Source organism: Streptomyces sp. NPDC052299 (assembly GCF_040679335.1).
Classification (GTDB): Bacteria; Actinomycetota; Actinomycetes; order Streptomycetales; family Streptomycetaceae; genus Streptomyces.
In genome coordinates, this window is sequence record NZ_JBFAUP010000001.1 from 519577 (window position 1) to 536072 (window position 16496).

The window sequence follows — 16496 nt, forward strand, 5'->3', positions numbered from 1 at the left end:
CAGTGGTCCCGGGCGCCGGGCAGAAGACGTGCCCGGCGCCGTCCGGTGTGCCCAACCGTGCCACGGGGGACGCTGTGGAAGGTCCGCCCGGGAGCTCAGCCGATCACGCGGGCTGGGCGGCTTCGGCGCGGATGAAGCGCTCGTCCAGTACGAAGCCGGGGTCGACCTGTGCGGCGAGGTCGGCACCGGTCTTCTCGTTGCCCCAGCTCTCCGCGTTCTTCAGGTGGAAGTGCACCATCTGGCGCGTGTAACGAGCCCAGTCCCGGCGCTCGTACGAGTCCTCCGCCGCGTTCTGCAAGGCTTGCAGTGCCATCCGGTTGTCCGCCTCAAGCAGCTCGAAGCGAGCGGGGCGGCCCTTCTCCATGGCCCGCACCCAGTCGGAATGGCCGACGGTCACCAGCAGGTCGTCCCCCACCTCGGAGAGCAGGAAGTCCAAGTCGTCCTCGCCCTGCACCTTGTTCCCGACGACCTTCAGGTCCACGCCGAAGTCCCGTGTGTACTCCTTGTACTGGCGATAGACGGAGACACCCTTGCGAGTCGGTTCGGCGATGAGGAAGGTCATGTCGAAGCGGGTGAACATCCCCGAGGCGAAGGAGTCCGAACCGGCGGTCATATCGACCACCACGTACTCGTCCGGGCCGTCCACGAGGTGGTTGAGGCAGAGCTCCACCGCGCCGACCTTCGAGTGGTAGCACGCCACGCCCAGGTCCGATTCGGTGAAAGGCCCCGTGGCCATCAGCCGGATGTCTCCGTCGTCGAGCCGGACCGCACGGGCGCAGGCGTCGAAGATCGGGTTGTCCTCGCGTACGCGCAGGAGGCGGGAGCCCTCGCCCGGCGGCGTCGTCTTGATCATCGTCTCGGCCGAGGCGATGCGCGGATTGCTGCCGCGCAGGTACTCCTTGATCAGGGGCAGCTGGGCGCCCATGGCGGGCAGCGCTGCGGATTCGTCCTCGTCGAGGCCGAGCGCGGCTCCGAGGTGCTGGTTGATGTCGGCGTCCACCGCGACGACGTGGGCTTCATTGGCTGCGAGGTGGCGGATGAAGAGCGAGGACAGCGTGGTCTTTCCGCTGCCGCCCTTCCCTACGAAAGCGATCTTCATGTTCACCTAGGGTAGTCGATTGATCGCAACGAGTGGTCTGGGTTCGTGAAGAAGGCCACTCCCGGCTGGTAGGCGGGCAGGAGGCGCGTAGCCTCGCTACTTATGAGTACGACTTCCTCGGACCCGCTCGTCTCTCTGGGCGCTCTGCCGGGCGTGACCGACGCGGTGGACTCCGTACGTAAGGCGGTGGACCGCGTCTACGGCCACCGCGTGATGCGGCGCCGCAGCAACGAAGTCACGGCGGAGGCCGCTCTGCGAGGTGCGCGTGGATCGGCTGCCCTGTCCGGTGCCGACTGGAACCTCGAAGAGGTGCGTCGGCGCACCGATTTCAGTGGTGACGACGAGGCGCGTGTCGTCGGAGCCGCACTGCGCCTGACGGCGGAGGCGGGGCAGCTGCTTTCCATTTGGCGGCAGTCGCCCTTGCGGGTGCTGGCCCGGCTCCATCTGGTGGCGGCCGGCAGCGCCGCTCAGGAGGACGCGGTCGGTCGGCCCCGGCTGGCGGGCGAACCGGTGGACGAGCCCCTGATCGAGGCGCCGCTGCCGGTCGCGGACGAGGTCGCGGGTCGCCTGGACGGCCTCAGCAGGATCATTCTTTCGGGGAGTGAGGCGCCCGCTCTGGTGACCGCCGCCGTCGTCCACGGAGAGCTGCTGGCACTGCGCCCCTTCGGTTCGCACAACGGCCTGGTGGCGCGAACCGCGGAACGGATCGTGCTGATCGGGAGCGGGCTCGATCCCAAATCGATCTGCCCGGCCGAGGTCGGGCACGCCGAGCAGGGGCGGGCGGCCTACGCAACAGCCTTCGACGGGTATCTGTCCGGCACGCCGGACGGCATGGCGGCCTGGATCGGTCATTGCGGTCGCTCGGCTGAACTCGGCGCGAGGGAGTCGACGGCAGTGTGCGAGGCGCTGCAACGAGGCGCCGCGTAACGCAGACGGCTCCCGGCCGCCGGTCTCGGCCGGTCGCTTTCGCACGGGTGGCGTGTCATGCGGGCTCAACATGGTTGCGGCGGTACCGGTCTCGGTACCGCCGCTGGCACGTCCGCCCAGTTACCAAGCGTCCTCGATATGTGCCCATCAGGGCGGAGTCTTTGCCCGCTCCTGGTGTGGCTGGCCCGTAATCGACGGGTCGACGTCGCGTGGGTGCCGGGTTTTCGTGCGCGGTCCGTGGGGCCGTTGCTGCGTAATTCAGGTCATCCTCACGGACGTCCTTGGTCTCGCGGGCCGTTGAGTCCTTTGTACTCCAGGGGCCGGTGGAGCGGTAGTGGTGGCCGCACTTCTTTACTTTTGGGTTCAATTACGGACGAGTTGGTTCAATCGGTCGGGTCAGGCGGTAGCCGCGCCGGCCCGTCGGCGTGCGGCGTACCAGACGGCTCCCGCTGTGAGTGCGGCCGCACTCACAGCGGCCGCGGCCATGAGCGCCGGTCGCGGCGGCAGGGTGAACGCCGAGAGGCGCTGCTTGAGGCGGACCGGCCGGTCGAAGACGAGAATCGGCCACTCGCGGAGCGCGGCCTCCCGTCGCAGCGCGCGGTCCGGATTGACCGCGTGGGGGTGGCCGACGGATTCCAGCATCGGAACATCGGTGGCCGAGTCGCTGTACGCGTAGCAGCGGGCCAGGTCGTATCCCTCGGATTCCGCGAGTGCCTTGATGGCTTCGGCCTTGGTGGGGCCGTACGCGTAGTACTCCACCTCGCCCGTGTAGCAGCCGTCGTCACCGACGACCATGCGGGTGGCGACGACGCGGTCGGCGCCGAGCATTTCGCCGATCGGTTCGACGACCTCGGCCCCCGAAGTCGAGACGATCACGACGTCGCGACCGGCGGTGTGATGCTCCTCGATGAGGGTCGCCGCCTCGTCGTAGATGATCGGGTCGATCAGTTCGTGCAGGGTCTCGGCAACGAGTTCCTTGACCTGCTGCACGTTCCAGCCCTTGCAGAGCGCCGAGAGATATTGGCGCATCCGCTCCATCTGATCGTGATCCGCGCCCCCGACAAGGAACACGAACTGTGTGTACGCGGTACGCAGCACCGCGCGGCGGTTGATCAGCCCGCCATGGTAGAAGGACTTGCTGAAGGTCAGTGTCGAGGACTTCGCAATGACCGTCTTGTCCAGGTCAAAGAAGGCGGCTGTGCGCGGCAAGAAGCGGTTTTCCACACGGCAGAGCATAGGGGGCCGCCATTCGGCGTAAACCCCAGCGCGTGGGTTTGCCTGAGAAGGGCCTCGGGTACACCATGGAAGTCACGGATCGTTCGCGACCGTGCTAACCCGGTCCGGCTCCTCCCCCCCCGAGTCGGCCGTGGGGACGACCCCCGCTCTCCCCCCCGGCGGGGGTCGTCGCATGTCCGGACGCGGTTTCTCGCGCGGATTCGACCATTTCTCCTCCTTCTGCTCCCTGTCGAGCCGCATTCGCGGCCGACTCTCTTCAGCGTGCACTGTCACGGTCGGTAGTTGAAGAGTCGCGCCGGGAAGTCACCGGTACGAGCGACGAAGTTATTCACAACCACTGAGTTGTCCACGGTTTTTGAGCAAGATCCACATGATTTCCGGAAGCGCTGCACGGTGATTCCACCCGTGAACTCCACGGGTACCGGAATCACCGCTCTCGGACGTGCTCCGAGAGCGTCGCGAACCGCGGCGAAGGTGAGTGATGGAGGGGGAGAGCGTGGCCGAATCCAATGCGCAGGACCGATGGGCGGCCGTCGCCGCGCGGCGAGGTGGGCCGTTGATCGTCACCGAGGACGTGGACCTGCTCGACGATCTACTGCGGCTGTGCGCCGCCGCTGGAGCGGAACCAGAGGTGCATCACACGCTGCCGGACCTCCGAGAGGGGTGGGAGCAGGCGCCCATGGTCCTCGTCGGTGACGACGCGGCCGCACGGTGCCGCGGCGCGGCGCGCAGGCGCGGCGTCATGGTGGTGGGACGGGGCGAGGACGTGCCGGACGTGTGGCGTCGAGCCGTTGAGATCGGCGCCGAGTGCGTGATCCGGTTGCCCGACTCCGAGACCTGGCTTGTCGACCAGATCGCCAACGCGTCGGAAGGCGTCGGCCGGCCCGCTGTCACGGTTGGGGTCATCGGGGGCCGGGGCGGTGCGGGTGCCTCCACTCTGGCCTGCGCCCTCGCTGTGACTGCGGCCAGGGCGGGGCAGCGGACCATGCTCATCGACGGAGACCCGCTGGGGGGCGGCATCGACGTGCTGCTCGGCGGCGAGCGGGCGGACGGCATGAGGTGGCCGGATTTCGCCCATTCCAAGGGCCGGGTCGGCGGGGGCGCGTTGGAGGAGTCGCTGCCCGCGCTGCACGGTCTTCGCGCACTCAGCTGGGGCCGTGACGATTGGGTGGTGATCCCGCCCCCCGCCATGCGGGCGGTGCTGGCCGCCGCGCGCCGGCTCGGCGGGGTGGTGGTGGTCGACCTGCCGCGCCGGGTGGACGAGGCAGTGGCCGAGGCCCTTGCCCAGCTGGACCTGGGGCTTGTGGTCGTTCCCGGGGAGCTGCGCGCGGTCGCGGCGGCCAGGCGCGTGGCGTCGATGGCCGGGGTGGTGCTCGACGATCTGCGGGTGGTGGCGCGGGGGCCGTACGCGCCGGGGCTCGACGCGCAGTGGGTGGCCCGAGCCATGAAGCTGCCATTGGTGGGTGAGGTCCCGCTGGAAAGAGGTCTGTCCGCCGAGCAGGACGCCGGCGAGCCGCCCGGCGGCAACGCGCGCGGACCGCTGGCCAGATTCTGCGCCTCCTTCTGGGAACAAGCGCTCGTGGGGGAGAACGTCAGCGCGCCGGTCGCCGGAGGCACCCCATGACCGAGGCGCTGCTCGACGCGGTGAGGCAGCGGCTCGCCTCCAGCGGCACCGCTCCGACCCCGGCCGGGGTCGCCGCCGCTCTGCGGGCACAGGGGCGTCTGCTCGGCACGGCTGAAGTGCTCGGACGCGCTGATGAACTGAGAGGGGAGTTGATCGGGGCCGGGGTGCTGGAGCCGCTCCTCGCCGACCCCGATGTCACGGACGTCCTGGTGTCCGCGCCCGACCGGGTCTGGGTGGACCGGGGCGGCGGACTCGAACTCACCGAGGTGGCCTTCCCCGACTCGGCTGCGGTCCGCAGGCTGGCCCAGAGGCTCGCGGCCGTGGCGGGGCGCCGGCTGGACGATGCCAGGCCCTGGGTGGACGCGAGGCTGCCGGACGGCACCCGTATGCACGCCGTCCTTCCTCCGGTATCGGTCGGGTCGACGTGCCTTTCGCTGAGGGTGGTCAGGCCCCGGGCCTTCTCACTGGCCGAGCTGGTCGAGGCCGGGACCGTGCCACCCGGAGGCGACCGGGTGCTGAGGGCCCTGGTGGATGCGAGGGTCTCCTACCTGATCAGCGGTGGGACAGGGGCGGGGAAGACGACTCTGCTGTCGAGCCTGCTGGGGGCGGTGGGGGAGCGCGAGCGGATCGTGCTCGCCGAGGACTCGGCAGAGCTTAGACCGGACCACCCGCACGTCGTAAGGCTGGAGTCGCGCCCTGCGAATCAAGAGGGTGCCGGACGGGTGACCCTTCGGGACCTGGTGCGACAGGCCCTGCGCATGCGCCCCGACCGGCTGGTGGTCGGCGAGGTGCGCGGCGGCGAGGTGACTGAGCTCCTGGCCGCCCTCAATACGGGACATGAGGGTGGCTCAGGCACTGTTCACGCCAATGCCGCCGGGCACGTCCCGGCACGGTTGGAGGCGCTGGGAACCGCGGCGGGGCTGGACCGGCTGGCGCTGCACAGCCAGCTGGCGGCGGCTCTGTCGGTCGTCGTCCACCTCGTACGGGACCGGACCGGGCGCAGGCGGATCGCGGACATCCATGTGCTGGAGCGGGATGCGGCGGGACTGGTGCTGACCGTGCCGGCACTGCGGTGGGGCGTCACGGGCTTTGAGCGGGAGCGGGGCTGGGAGCGGTTGTACGAGCTCATCGGGGGTGCGTTGTGACCGGCGAGACGACGCACGTCGGGGTGCCGGACGTGGTGCACGCCGCGGCGCTGTGTGCGGTGATGGCGGCGTGGTTGGTGGTGATCGGACATAGCCGGCCGTTGCGACGGGCGCGAGCGCTGCTGGCAGAGGGCGAGCGATCGCCGGCCCGGGAGCGGTGGCGAACGGCCCGCAGCCGGATCGAGAAGCGGCTGCGCGGGCGGTGGGAGTGGCTGTGTCTCCCGGTGGCCTCGGTTCCGGCGGTGCTCGGGCAGTCCGTACTGCCGCTGATCGCGGGGGCCGCCGCCGTTCCTCTGGCACGGAGATTGCTGCTGAGAAGGCAGTCGCGCCAAGAACGGGAAGCTCGGGCGAACGGGTTGGTGGACCTGTGCGGTGCGCTGGTGGGCGAACTCAGGGCCGGTCGCGAGCCGGGCGAGGCGCTGCTTGTCGCGGTGCGCGGCACGGACGTCATGGGCGAAGCCGGATTCCGGGTGTCGGCCGCCGCTCGGTTCGGGGGCGATGTGCCGCGGGCTCTCGTCCAGGCGGCGGGTGAACCGGGGCTGGACGGGCTGACCGGAGTGGCTGCCTGCTGGCGGGTGGCAGTGGGCAGCGGTGCCGGGCTCGCGGCGGGTCTGGGGCGGCTCGAAAGTGCTCTGCGCGCCGAACGGCGTCAGCGGGACGAACTGCGGGCGCAACTCGCGGGGGCGTGGTCAACGGTCGCGGTGCTCGCCCTGCTTCCCGTACTCGGCCTGGGGCTCGGCGCCGCGCTGGGGGCGGACCCGCTGAGGGTGTTGCTGCACAGCACCGTCGGCCTCGTCTGCCTGGTGACCGGCGTCCTGCTGGAGGTATGCGGTCTCTTCTGGGCTGCCCGGATCGTCCGGGCGGGGGAAGCGGGATGAGCGCTGCGGCCGGAGGGATCGTCAGGGCGACGGAAGCCGTTGCGGTGGCGCTGTGCCTTCATGTGCGAGTGGTTCTGCCTCTGGCGCGGCGGCAGGCAGGCCGGCGGGTGCGGCGTCGGGGCGAGCGCCTTCTGGAGGTCGGGCCGATGGCCCCCGGGGAGCGGACGGCACTGTTCCGGTCGCTTGGGCCTCGGGTGGGCCCGACGGTCCTCGTCGGGCCGGTCGGACCGTGGGTGGTGCTGTCGGCGGTCGTGCTGACCGGGTGGTTCCTCGTGGGCGGCCTGACCGGCTGGGCGGTCGGCCTGGCCTCGGCCTGCGGCGCGCGGAGGTGGCAGCGGCACAGGCTCGGGCATGCCTCGCGACTCGCCGCCGAGGCCAGGGCCCGAACAGCGGAGGCCGTACGCCAACTGCCCATGGCGGCGGACCTGCTGGCGGCCTGCCTTTCCGCCGGTGCTGGTCCGGTGGAAGCGGCCGAGGCGGCGGGGGATTCCCTGGGTGGCCCGGTGGGCGACCAGCTCGCCCGGACGGCCGCGGAGATCCGGCTCGGCGGAGACCCGACTGCCGCCTGGGGAAGGTTCGGCGGGATACCGGGGGCCGCCGCCCTGGCGAGCTGCCTGGACCGCGCGGGCTCGACAGGGGCCCCGGCGGCGGAGCCTGTGGCCCGGATCGCCGAGGCGCTGCGGGCCGAGCGGGCGCGGGCGGCGGTGGCGCGGGCGCAGAGGGCCGCCGTGATGGTCACCGCGCCGGTGGGGCTCTGCTTCCTTCCCGCGTTCCTGGCGGTGGGGGTGGCGCCCGTGGTGATCGGGCTGGCCGGCGGCCTGCTGCAGCCGGCGTAGTCCGGACGGCGAAGGCATGAGAGCAGTTCAGCTGTGTTGTACGCAACCAATGTGTCGGGGGTTTGAAGTGATGCGCAAGATCAAGAACTGGGCGCGGTCCGTCGTCCGTCTCGCACGGTCCCGGACCGACAGCGGAATGACGACGTCCGAGTACGCGGTGGGCACGATCGCGGCCTGTGCGTTTGCCGCGGTGCTCTACAAGGTCGTCACCAGTGCGGCGGTGATGTCCCAGCTGCAGTCGCTGCTGAAGGGCGCGCTCGATGCGAAGTTCTGAAGCCGGTGCGGGGGCGGCATACGACGGGGCCGTAGGCCGGCCGGCACGAAGAGAGAAGGGACGGCGCGAGGGCGTCGTGCCGGGCGGCAGGGGGTTCGGCGATCGGGGAGCCGTGACGGCGGAGGCCGCCATGGTGATCCCGGTGCTGGCGGTGTTCGCTCTGGCCTTGCTGTGGGCGTTGATGGCCGCGTCGGCCCAGATTCGGTGTGTGGACGCGGCCCGCGCCGGGGCCCGTGCCGCCGCTCGTTCGGAGCCGGAGCCCCAGGTGCGGGAAGCCGCACTCTCCGCCGCGCCCGGCGGGGCCTCGGTCGAGGTGGAGCGGTCCGGGGCGCTGTGGCGGGTGACGGTGACCGCTCCGACGCCCGGGCCCGGACGCCTCGCCGTGACGCTGAGCGCGGAGGCAGCGGCCGCAGCTGAGGAAGCGCTGGTGCCTGCCCCCGCGACCGCCGTGGGCGCGCCGAGCCCGGCGGCGGAAGGACGGGGCCGGTGAGGGCGCGGGGCTGGGCCCGGTGGGGTGGCGGCCCGATTCGGTGGCGGGGGCGGCGTCGGTTGCCGGTGGGGGATCAGGGGCTGGCGACCATTTGGGCGGCGGTGACCACGACGACGCTGTGCACGGTGTTCGCGGTGGTTCTGGCACTGGGGCAGGTGGTGGTTGCCCGGCACCGGGCGGGAGGCGCGGCCGATCTGGCGGCGCTGGCTGCGGCGGATCGGGCGCTGGAAGGCAAGGAGCCGGCCTGCGCGTCGGCCGAGGAGGTGGCCAGGGCGCAGGGGGCGGAGGTGGTGCGGTGCGCGGTGCTGGGGGAAGTCGCCGATGTGACGGCCTTGGTGCGGTTCGGACCGTACGCGCCGGAGGTCCGGGCCCGGGCGGGGCCGGCGGAGAGTGCTCCTCCGGCGGGCGGACCGTCGCCCCGTGCGAGCCCGTATCAGCGGAGCGGGCCGGATCAGCGTGCGAGCCCGGATCAGCGGAGCGGGCCGGAACCTGCGCCGTAGCGCCCCGGCCTTCTGCCGTAGCGCCCCGGTCTTCTGCCGCAGGGCCCCGGCCCTCCGGCATCACTCAGGGCCCCTCCGCAGTGGCGTCTGGGTTCCCGGGAGCCGCGTCCGGACCGTCCGCCGTAGCGCCTCGGCCCTCCGGCGCAAGGCTCCCGCGCCCCGCTGCCCCGCCCGGCCCGTCGGCCCCGCCCGGGGCGGAGCGGAGGAGTTCCGTGAGGAGGCGGACGGCGCCTCGTTTGTGCAAGGGGTCGTTGCCGTTGCCGCACTTGGGGGACTGGATGCACGAGGGGCAGCCCGCGTCGCACTCGCAGGACGCGATGGCCAGCCGCGTGGCGGACAGCCACTCGCGGGCGGTGTGGAAGGCGCGCTCGGCGAATCCGGCGCCGCCCGGGTGGCCGTCGTACACGAAGACCGTGGGCAGCAGGGTGTCGGGGTGCAGCGGGACGGACACCCCGCCGATGTCCCAGCGGTCGCAGGTGGCGAAGAGCGGGAGCATGCCGATCGAGGCGTGCTCGGCGGCGTGGAGCGCGCCGCCGAGGATCTCGGGGTTGATCCGGGCGGCGTCGAGCTGGTCCTCGGTCACCGTCCACCAGACGGCCCGGGTGCGCAGTGTGCGGGGCGGCAGGTCCAGCTTGGTCTCGCCGAGCACCTCGCCGGTGATCAGCTTGCGGCGGAGGAAGGAGACGACCTGGTTGGTGACCTCGACGGACCCGTAGCAGAGGCGGCCGTCCCCCCAGGGGATCTCGGTGTCGGTGTCCAGGACGGCGATGGAGGTGGTGTCGCGGGCGGTGGTCGAGTACGGCGGCTCGGCTTGTTCCACCAGGGCCACGGAGTCCTCCAGATCCAGTTTGCGGACCAGGTAGGAGCGGCCCTGGTGGAGGTGGACGGCGCCCTCGTGCACGGCGCTGTGGGCGGCGGACTCGTCCACGGTGCCCAGCAGCCGGCCGGTGCCCTCCTCCACGATCTGGACGGGGCGCCCGCCCTCGCCCCGGATGTCGGTGAGGTCGGCGGCCCGCTCGCGCCGGGTCCAGTGCCAGCCCGACGGTCGTTTGCGGAGCAGCCTGGCGGCCTCCAGCTGAGGGAGGAGCCCGGGCGAGGCCGGACCGAAGAGCTGGAGGTCGTTCTCGGTGAGCGGCAGCTCCGCCGCCGCGGCGCAGAGATGGGGGGCGAGTACGTACGGGTTGTCCGGGTCCAGGACGGTCGACTCCACGGGCTGCTCGAACAGGGCCTCGGGGTGGTGCACCAGGAAGGTGTCCAGCGGATCGTCGCGGGCCACCAGGATGGCGAGGGCGCCCTGCCCCGCCCGCCCGGCCCGGCCCGCCTGCTGCCAGAGGGACGCCCTCGTCCCCGGGTAGCCGGATATGACGACGGCGTCCAGCCCGGAGACGTCGATGCCGAGTTCGAGGGCGGTGGTGGCGGCGAGGCCCAGCAGGCTGCCGGAGTGCAGGGCGCGTTCCAGGGCGCGGCGTTCCTCGGGGAGGTACCCCCCGCGGTAGGCGGCGACCCGGGACGGCAGGGTGCGGTCCACCTCGGCGAGGCGCTCCTTGGCGATGACGGAGATCAGCTCGGCGCCGCGCCGGGACCGCACGAAGGCGACCGAGCGGACGCCCTGGACGGTGAGGTCGGTGAGCAGGTCGGCGGTCTCGGCCGTGGCGGTGCGGCGTACGGGAGCACCCTTCTCGCCGTGCAGCTCGGTCAGCGGGGGTTCCCACAGGGCGAAGACCAGTTCGCCGCGCGGGGAGGCGTCGTCGGCCACCTCCGTGACGGGGAGGCCGGTGAGGCGCCCGGCCGCGAGGGCGGGCTCGGCGGAGGTGGCCGAGGCGAGGAGGAAGACGGGATCGGAGCCGTAGCGGGCGCAGAGGCGGCGGAGCCGACGGACCACCTGGGCGACGTGCGAGCCGAAGACGCCCCGGTAGGTGTGGCACTCGTCGATGACGACGTAGCGCAGTGAGCGCAGGAAGGAGGACCAGCGAGGGTGTGACGGGAGGATGCCCCGGTGCAGCATGTCGGGGTTGGTGAGGACGTAGTTGGCGTACTGGCGCACCCATTCGCGTTCCTCGACCGGCGTGTCGCCGTCGAAGACGGCGGGCCGGATGCCGTTGCCCAGCGGGGCCGCGAGTGCCTTGACCGATCGTCGCTGGTCGGCGGCCAGGGCTTTGGTGGGGGAGAGGTAGAGAGCCGTGGCGCCGCGCCCGTTCGGGGCTTCTGAGCCGTCCAGGAGGGCGCTCAGGACCGGGGCGAGATAGGCCAGGGACTTGCCGGACGCCGTTCCGGTGGCGATCACCACGGACGTGCCGTCCAGCGCGTGCTCCGCGGCGGCCGCCTGGTGGGCCCAGGGGTGGTCGATGCCGGCCTTCTGGATGGCGGCGATCACTTCCGGACGGATGCGGTCGGGCCAGACTGCATGGGTTCCCGCGCGCGGGGGCAAGTGCTCCGTATGAGTGATGCGCGCGGACCGGCCCGCCCCTGCGGCGAGCCGGTCGAGGACCATGTCGGGAGAGGGACGGGAGCCCCCACTCCCCTGGGGTCGTCTGGGGCGTTGATTCTTGGCCATCGGCACCGAGTGTGTCACTGGCGAGGCGGACAATGGTCCGAAGGCGTCGTGCATGGCTGCCGGTAAGTGATTGAATGCCATCGCGGCTGGCGATCCGTCCCCCGGCTCCGTCGGGGAGACCGAGGGGCGACCGCTCGATAGCAAGGTGCTGGAGGATCCGTGGACCTGTCCTTGTCGACTCGCAATGTGTCCGGCCCTGGTGGCGACCGTACGGTCGTCGAGGTCGGTGGCGAGATTGATGTGTATACCGCGCCCAAGCTGCGCGAGCAGTTGGTCGAGTTGGTGAATGACGGCAGCTACCACCTGGTTGTCGACATGGAAGGCGTCGACTTCCTCGACTCCACCGGCCTCGGCGTGCTCGTGGGCGGCCTGAAGCGGGTGCGGGCCCATGAGGGCTCGCTGCGTCTGGTGTGCAACCAGGAGCGCATTCTCAAGATTTTCCGGATCACCGGTCTGACCAAGGTGTTCCCGATCCACACCACGGTCGACGAGGCCGTCGCGGCCACCGACTGACGTCCGGTCCGGCGCCGGGCCGGTTCGTGCCGGTCCGGTGCCGGGACGGCCCGTGACGGCTACGGAGAGCCCTTCCGGGGCGGTGGGCCCTGCCCCGCCGTGGTCGGTGGGGCGTGTCCGGGCTGCCGGGATCACCCGGCCGGCGGCCCGTGGCCGGTTTATTTGTCAGCTGTTGTTCGTCAGCCGCCCGACGTCCGGGAGAGTCCGCTCGACGCCGGGAGCCATGGTCCGCAGAGAGGGCCGGGGCTTCGGGCCGCGCGGCCTGTCCCCGGCATGCACATACGTACGTTCGAGGGGGATCGCATGGCCACCGTTGAACTCCGCTTCAGTGCCCAGCCCGAACACGTCAGGACCGCCCGTCTCGTGGCGGCGGCCGTGGCGCGCAGGGCCGGAGTGGACGAGGCCGTGCTCGACGAGGTCCGCCTTGCCGTGGGTGAGGCGTGCAGCCGTGCCGTCGGCCTGCACCGCAGCCACGGCATCACGGCTCCCGTCACGGTCCGCCTGATCGAGGAGGAGAAGACCTTCGCCATCGAGGTCGGGGACGAGGTGCCGGGCCCCGGCGCCCACGGCTCCGTGCCCGGCGGCGTCTCCGGGCAACGCGGCACCGCCGGAGGTCTCGATGAGTCCGAGGCCGACGACGAGGACGAGATGGGCCTCGCGGTCATCAGCGGCCTCGTCGACGACGTGGAGGTCAGGTCCGGTGCGGATGGCGGAGTCATTCGTATGAGCTGGCCGAAGACGCCGATCGCCGTCCTTCCCTGAGCGGTGCCGGACCGCGTCGACGGCGTGCGGTCAGTTCCGCTCCCCGTGTGGCTTTCTGACGCCGCGTTGGCCTGACGGCCCTCCGAGAGAGTGAAGAATCGTTCGCGTGTTCCCCTCGGTGAGGGCTGTCCGGGTGAGTTGCGTATCCCTCATTTCCCTTGGTGCAAATGGCTGCAAAAGCCTGCCTATCGGACGCCCGGCACCCGGATGGAGGCCGTTCGCCGTGTAAGTTCCGGGGCCGAGAGCCTTGGAAGGGACCAAACCGGTGAACAAGAAGCTTGCAGCCGCGCTGTCCGGCGGTGCGGTACTCGTACTGGCACTGTCGGGCTGCAGCGACGACAGCGACGACAAGGTGAACGACTGGGCGAAGAAGGTCTGCGACCAGGTTCAGCCGCAGCTGCAGAAGATCGCGAACGCCAACGCGTCCATCCAGCAGCAGACCTCCGACAACAGCAAGCCCGCGGACGTCCAGAAGACCGACTCCGAAGCCTTCCAGCAGATCTCGCAGGCGTACAAGGCACTGGGCTCGGCCGTCGATTCGGCGGGTCCGCCGCCGGTGGACGACGGTGAGACCACGCAGAAGGAGGCCGTGAAGGAGCTCAACGCCTCCTCCGCGGCCTACGCGAAGCTGCAGGAGAAGGTCGATGACCTGGAGACGAAGGACCAGGGCAAGTTCGCCGACGGCCTCAAGGGCATCGCGGAGGAGCTGAACAAGATCAGCACCAGCGGTGACCAGGCGCTGCAGAAGCTCCAGTCCGGCGAGGTCGGCACCGCGATGGCCAAGCAGGAGGGCTGCCAGAAGCCGACCGCCTCGGAATCTCCCTCGGCCGGTGCTTCGGACGACTCCGAGCCCTCCGCCAAGCCTTCGACCGAGCCGTCGAAGGAAGCGTCTCCCTCCGCGTCCCCCAGCAAGAAGGCGTAGGGCCTGTCCGGCGGAGCACGGCCCGCGGAGAGCGAACGGAATCCGGGCGAGCGGCCCGGCCACCCCGGGGATGCCCCGGTGCGGTGGCCGGGCCGCTGCCGTTGTCAGTGGGAGCCGTCACAATGGAGCACGTGAGTAAGACCAGCCATTTCGCAGCAGACCTTCCCGCGGCGGACCACGCGCAGCGGCTCCGCGAGGCCCTGCTCGCGGCCGCGTTCACGGCCGACGGGCTCCTCGACCTGCTCGGCGCTTCCGCCTACGCCGCGCTGGCGCGCAGCGAGACGGTCCCGGCGTTGCGGGCCACGCGTGGTGACGCGCCGCTCGACACGCTGGTGCGCCTCTTCCTCCTCCAGCGGCCCGTGCCCGTCGAGCGGGTGGCGGCCGTGCTCCCGCTGAAGGAGTGCGTGGCGGACGGCTGGCTGACCGAGACGGCCGGCGAGGTGCGGGCGACCGTCGATGTGCGGCCGTACGCAGGGCCGGACGGCGAGGACTGGTTCATCGTCTCCGACCTGGGCTGTGCGGTGGGCGGCGCCGGTGGGATCGGCTCCCGCGAGAAGGGCGTCGTCCTCGGTATCGGCGGGGCCTCCACCACCCTGGCCGGGATCACCGTCCGCAGGCCCGTCGGCTCCGCACTCGACGTCGGTACGGGCTCCGGCATCCAGGCCCTGCACGCCGCACAGCACGCCACCAGGGTCACGGCGACCGACCTCAATCCGCGCGCCCTCGCCTTCACCCGGCTCACCCTCGCCCTCTCCGGCGCCGCCCCCGCCGACCTGCGCGAGGGCTCGCTGTACGAGCCGGTCGGCGCCGAGACCTTCGACCTGATCGTGTCCAACCCGCCGTTCGTCATCTCCCCGGGCGCCCGGCTCACCTACCGCGACGGCGGCATGGCCGGGGACGACCTGTGCCGGACCCTGGTGCGGCAGACCGGCGACCGGCTCAACGAGGGCGGTTTCGCGCACTTCCTGGCCAACTGGGAGCACACCGAGGACGAGGAGTGGCAGGACCGGCTGCGCACCTGGGTCCCTGCGGGGTGCGACGCCTGGATCGTGCAGCGCGAGGTGCAGGACGTCACGCAGTACGCCGAGCTGTGGCTGCGCGACAGCGGCGACCACCGCACGGACCCGGCGGAGTACGAGGGGCGGTACGACGCCTGGCTGGACGAGTTCGAGGCGCGGCGGACGAAGGGCGTCGGCTTCGGCTGGATCACGCTGCGCAAGTCCGCCGCGGCCGCCGCCGGGAAGCCCTCCGTGGTGATCGAGGAGTGGCCGCACGCGGTGGAGCAGCCGCTCGGCCCCGCCGTCGAGGCGCACTTCGCCCGCCAGGACTATCTGCGCGAGCAGGACGACGCGGCTCTCCTCGCCGCCCACTTCACCCTGGCCGCCGAGGTCGTCCAGGAGCAGGTGGGGCTCCCCGGGGCGGAGGACCCGGAGCATGTGGTGCTCCGTCAGAACCGCGGCATGCGCCGGGCCACCAAGGTCGACGCGGTCGGCGCCGGGTTCGCCGGGGTGTGCGACGGCTCGCTGCCCGCCGGGCGCATCCTCGACGCCATCGCCCAGCTGATGAACGAGGACCCGGTGCTGCTCCGGGACCGCACCCCGCAGGCCATCCGGCTGCTGGTCGAGGAGGGCTTCCTGGAGCCGCTGCCCCCGGGCGGGCGGTGACCGGGTGATCCGGATCGAGCTGGACGAGGCGTCGCTCGGCGCGACCCGCATCGCGATCAGTCCTTTGTGGGACGCCTTTTGCAGCCTCCACCTCGCGATGCCGCACCGCCACCCCTCCCGCCCGTACGAGGAGTGGGTGGTGCGGGCCCGCGAGGTGCTGCGCGAGGACGACCGGACGCATGCGCTCCGGCTGCTGATCGACGGCCCCCACGAGTTCCCCGACTTCATGCTGCCCCGGCCGGTCGGGGCCACCTCCGTCGGGACGGAGCTCGACGCCGTACGGGCCACCCCGGCCGATGTCGTACGCGCGGGGATCGCCGAGCACTACGCGGGGCTGGAGGACCATCCGTACGTACGCCCCTATCTCGCCGATCCCGAAGGCGCGTGCGCGGCGCTCGCCGATGCGTACGCGGCGTACTGGGAGGGCGCGATGTCCGTCCACTGGCCCGTCATGCGCCGTCTCGTCGAGGACGAAGTGCTCATCCGGGCGCGGACCTTCGCCACCGAGGGCATCGACGCGCTCTTCACCGGCCTGGAGAGCCGGGCCAAGTGGCAGCCGCCGGTCTTGGAGCTGACGAAGCACATCGACGCGGAGTACCGGGCGGGCGAGCGGCGGCTCCTGCTCGTGCCCCTCGTCTTCGCCGAGGGCTGCCGTCTCTATTCCACCGACGACCCCGAGGTCCTGACCGTGTCCTTCCAGGCGCGCGGCGCGGGCGCCCTGCGCGAACGGCCGGTGGAGCGCGCCGACAGCGGCGACCGGCTCGGGCTGCTGCTGGGCCGGGGCCGGGCATCCGTCCTGCGTCAGCTCGGCGGACCGCTCACCACCGCCGGGATAGCCGACCGGCTCGGGCTCGCGCCGAGCACGGTCTCCGAGCATCTGTCGGCCCTCGCCGAGGCCGGTGTCGTCACCCGGCACCGCATAGGCCGCAGCGTCTACTACCAGCTCACCGACACCGGCCGCGCCCTCCTCGCGCTGCTCTCGGGGGAGGACGTGCTGCGCGCGGCCTCGTAGCGGAGGAGGCCGGGAGAGCGGACGATTCGGGGGGTTCCGAATCGATGGCAGGGCGGCAGC

The 16496-nt window shown here is 71.7% G+C and carries 16 protein-coding genes; 13 read left to right on the forward strand and 3 right to left on the reverse strand.

What is annotated here, in order from left to right; translation table 11 throughout:
- Positions 1-103: 103 nt before the first annotated feature.
- Positions 104-1099: an ATP-binding protein gene (locus tag AB0L33_RS02385; protein WP_365677216.1), complete on the reverse strand. Its 996-nt coding sequence runs from the start codon at positions 1097-1099 to the stop codon at positions 104-106.
- A gap of 102 nt (positions 1100-1201) precedes the next feature.
- Between AB0L33_RS02385 and AB0L33_RS02390 the strand changes: the two genes are divergently transcribed.
- Positions 1202-2026, forward strand: coding sequence for an oxidoreductase (locus tag AB0L33_RS02390; protein WP_365677217.1), 825 nt, complete (start codon positions 1202-1204; stop codon positions 2024-2026).
- Positions 2027-2422: 396 nt separating this feature from the next.
- On the opposite strand, the gene AB0L33_RS02395 is transcribed toward AB0L33_RS02390, so the two are convergent.
- Complete coding sequence (locus tag AB0L33_RS02395; RefSeq protein WP_365677218.1) at positions 2423-3262, reverse strand: HAD family hydrolase; 840 nt, start codon at positions 3260-3262, stop codon at positions 2423-2425.
- Positions 3263-3743: 481 nt separating this feature from the next.
- On the opposite strand from AB0L33_RS02395, the gene ssd reads away from it, so the two are divergent.
- The 7 genes from ssd (at position 3744) to AB0L33_RS02430 (ending at position 9009) form a co-directional block, all read left to right on the forward strand.
- Positions 3744-4886, forward strand: coding sequence for a septum site-determining protein Ssd (gene ssd, locus AB0L33_RS02400; protein ID WP_365677219.1), 1143 nt, complete (start codon positions 3744-3746; stop codon positions 4884-4886).
- The gene (locus tag AB0L33_RS02405) at positions 4883-6031 is read left to right on the forward strand and encodes a TadA family conjugal transfer-associated ATPase (protein ID WP_365677220.1); all 1149 of its coding nucleotides are present in this window, start codon (positions 4883-4885) and stop codon (positions 6029-6031) included. Before ssd ends, AB0L33_RS02405 begins: the two co-directional genes overlap by 4 nt.
- Entirely contained in the window at positions 6028-6909 is an 882-nt protein-coding gene (locus AB0L33_RS02410) for a type II secretion system F family protein (protein ID WP_365677221.1), read from the forward strand. Before AB0L33_RS02405 ends, AB0L33_RS02410 begins: the two co-directional genes overlap by 4 nt.
- Complete coding sequence (locus AB0L33_RS02415) at positions 6906-7745, forward strand: type II secretion system F family protein (protein ID WP_365677222.1); 840 nt, start codon at positions 6906-6908, stop codon at positions 7743-7745. Before AB0L33_RS02410 ends, AB0L33_RS02415 begins: the two co-directional genes overlap by 4 nt.
- Before the next feature lie 70 nt (positions 7746-7815).
- Positions 7816-8019: a DUF4244 domain-containing protein gene (locus AB0L33_RS02420; RefSeq protein ID WP_365677223.1), complete on the forward strand. Its 204-nt coding sequence runs from the start codon at positions 7816-7818 to the stop codon at positions 8017-8019.
- Positions 8020-8131: 112 nt separating this feature from the next.
- A complete protein-coding gene (locus AB0L33_RS02425) occupies positions 8132-8509 on the forward strand; it encodes a TadE family type IV pilus minor pilin (RefSeq protein WP_365677224.1) in 378 nt (125 codons plus the stop codon).
- Between the two features lie 59 nt (positions 8510-8568).
- Positions 8569-9009, forward strand: a complete 441-nt coding sequence (locus tag AB0L33_RS02430; protein WP_365677225.1) for an Rv3654c family TadE-like protein — start codon at positions 8569-8571, stop codon at positions 9007-9009.
- 64 nt (positions 9010-9073) lie between these two features.
- Here AB0L33_RS02430 and AB0L33_RS02435 read toward each other — a convergent pair whose 3' ends face one another.
- Positions 9074-11644 carry a DEAD/DEAH box helicase gene (locus AB0L33_RS02435; protein ID WP_365677226.1) on the reverse strand — a complete coding sequence of 857 codons (2571 nt, stop codon included), beginning with the start codon at positions 11642-11644 and terminating at the stop codon, positions 9074-9076.
- A 78-nt stretch (positions 11645-11722) separates the two neighbouring features.
- Here AB0L33_RS02435 and AB0L33_RS02440 point away from each other — a divergent pair, with 78 nt between their 5' ends.
- The 5 genes from AB0L33_RS02440 (at position 11723) to AB0L33_RS02460 (ending at position 16436) form a co-directional block, all read left to right on the forward strand.
- Positions 11723-12076, forward strand: a complete 354-nt coding sequence (locus AB0L33_RS02440; protein ID WP_003967428.1) for an STAS domain-containing protein — start codon at positions 11723-11725, stop codon at positions 12074-12076.
- A gap of 303 nt (positions 12077-12379) precedes the next feature.
- Positions 12380-12838 (forward strand): ATP-binding protein, encoded by a 459-nt coding sequence (locus tag AB0L33_RS02445; protein WP_365677227.1) that lies wholly within the window; start codon positions 12380-12382, stop codon positions 12836-12838.
- Between the two features lie 265 nt (positions 12839-13103).
- The gene (locus AB0L33_RS02450; protein ID WP_365677228.1) at positions 13104-13760 is read left to right on the forward strand and encodes a small secreted protein; all 657 of its coding nucleotides are present in this window, start codon (positions 13104-13106) and stop codon (positions 13758-13760) included.
- 131 nt (positions 13761-13891) lie between these two features.
- Positions 13892-15424 (forward strand): methyltransferase, encoded by a 1533-nt coding sequence (locus tag AB0L33_RS02455; RefSeq protein WP_365677229.1) that lies wholly within the window; start codon positions 13892-13894, stop codon positions 15422-15424.
- 4 nt (positions 15425-15428) lie between these two features.
- Positions 15429-16436, forward strand: coding sequence for a helix-turn-helix domain-containing protein (locus AB0L33_RS02460; protein WP_365677230.1), 1008 nt, complete (start codon positions 15429-15431; stop codon positions 16434-16436).
- Positions 16437-16496: the final 60 nt, after the last annotated feature.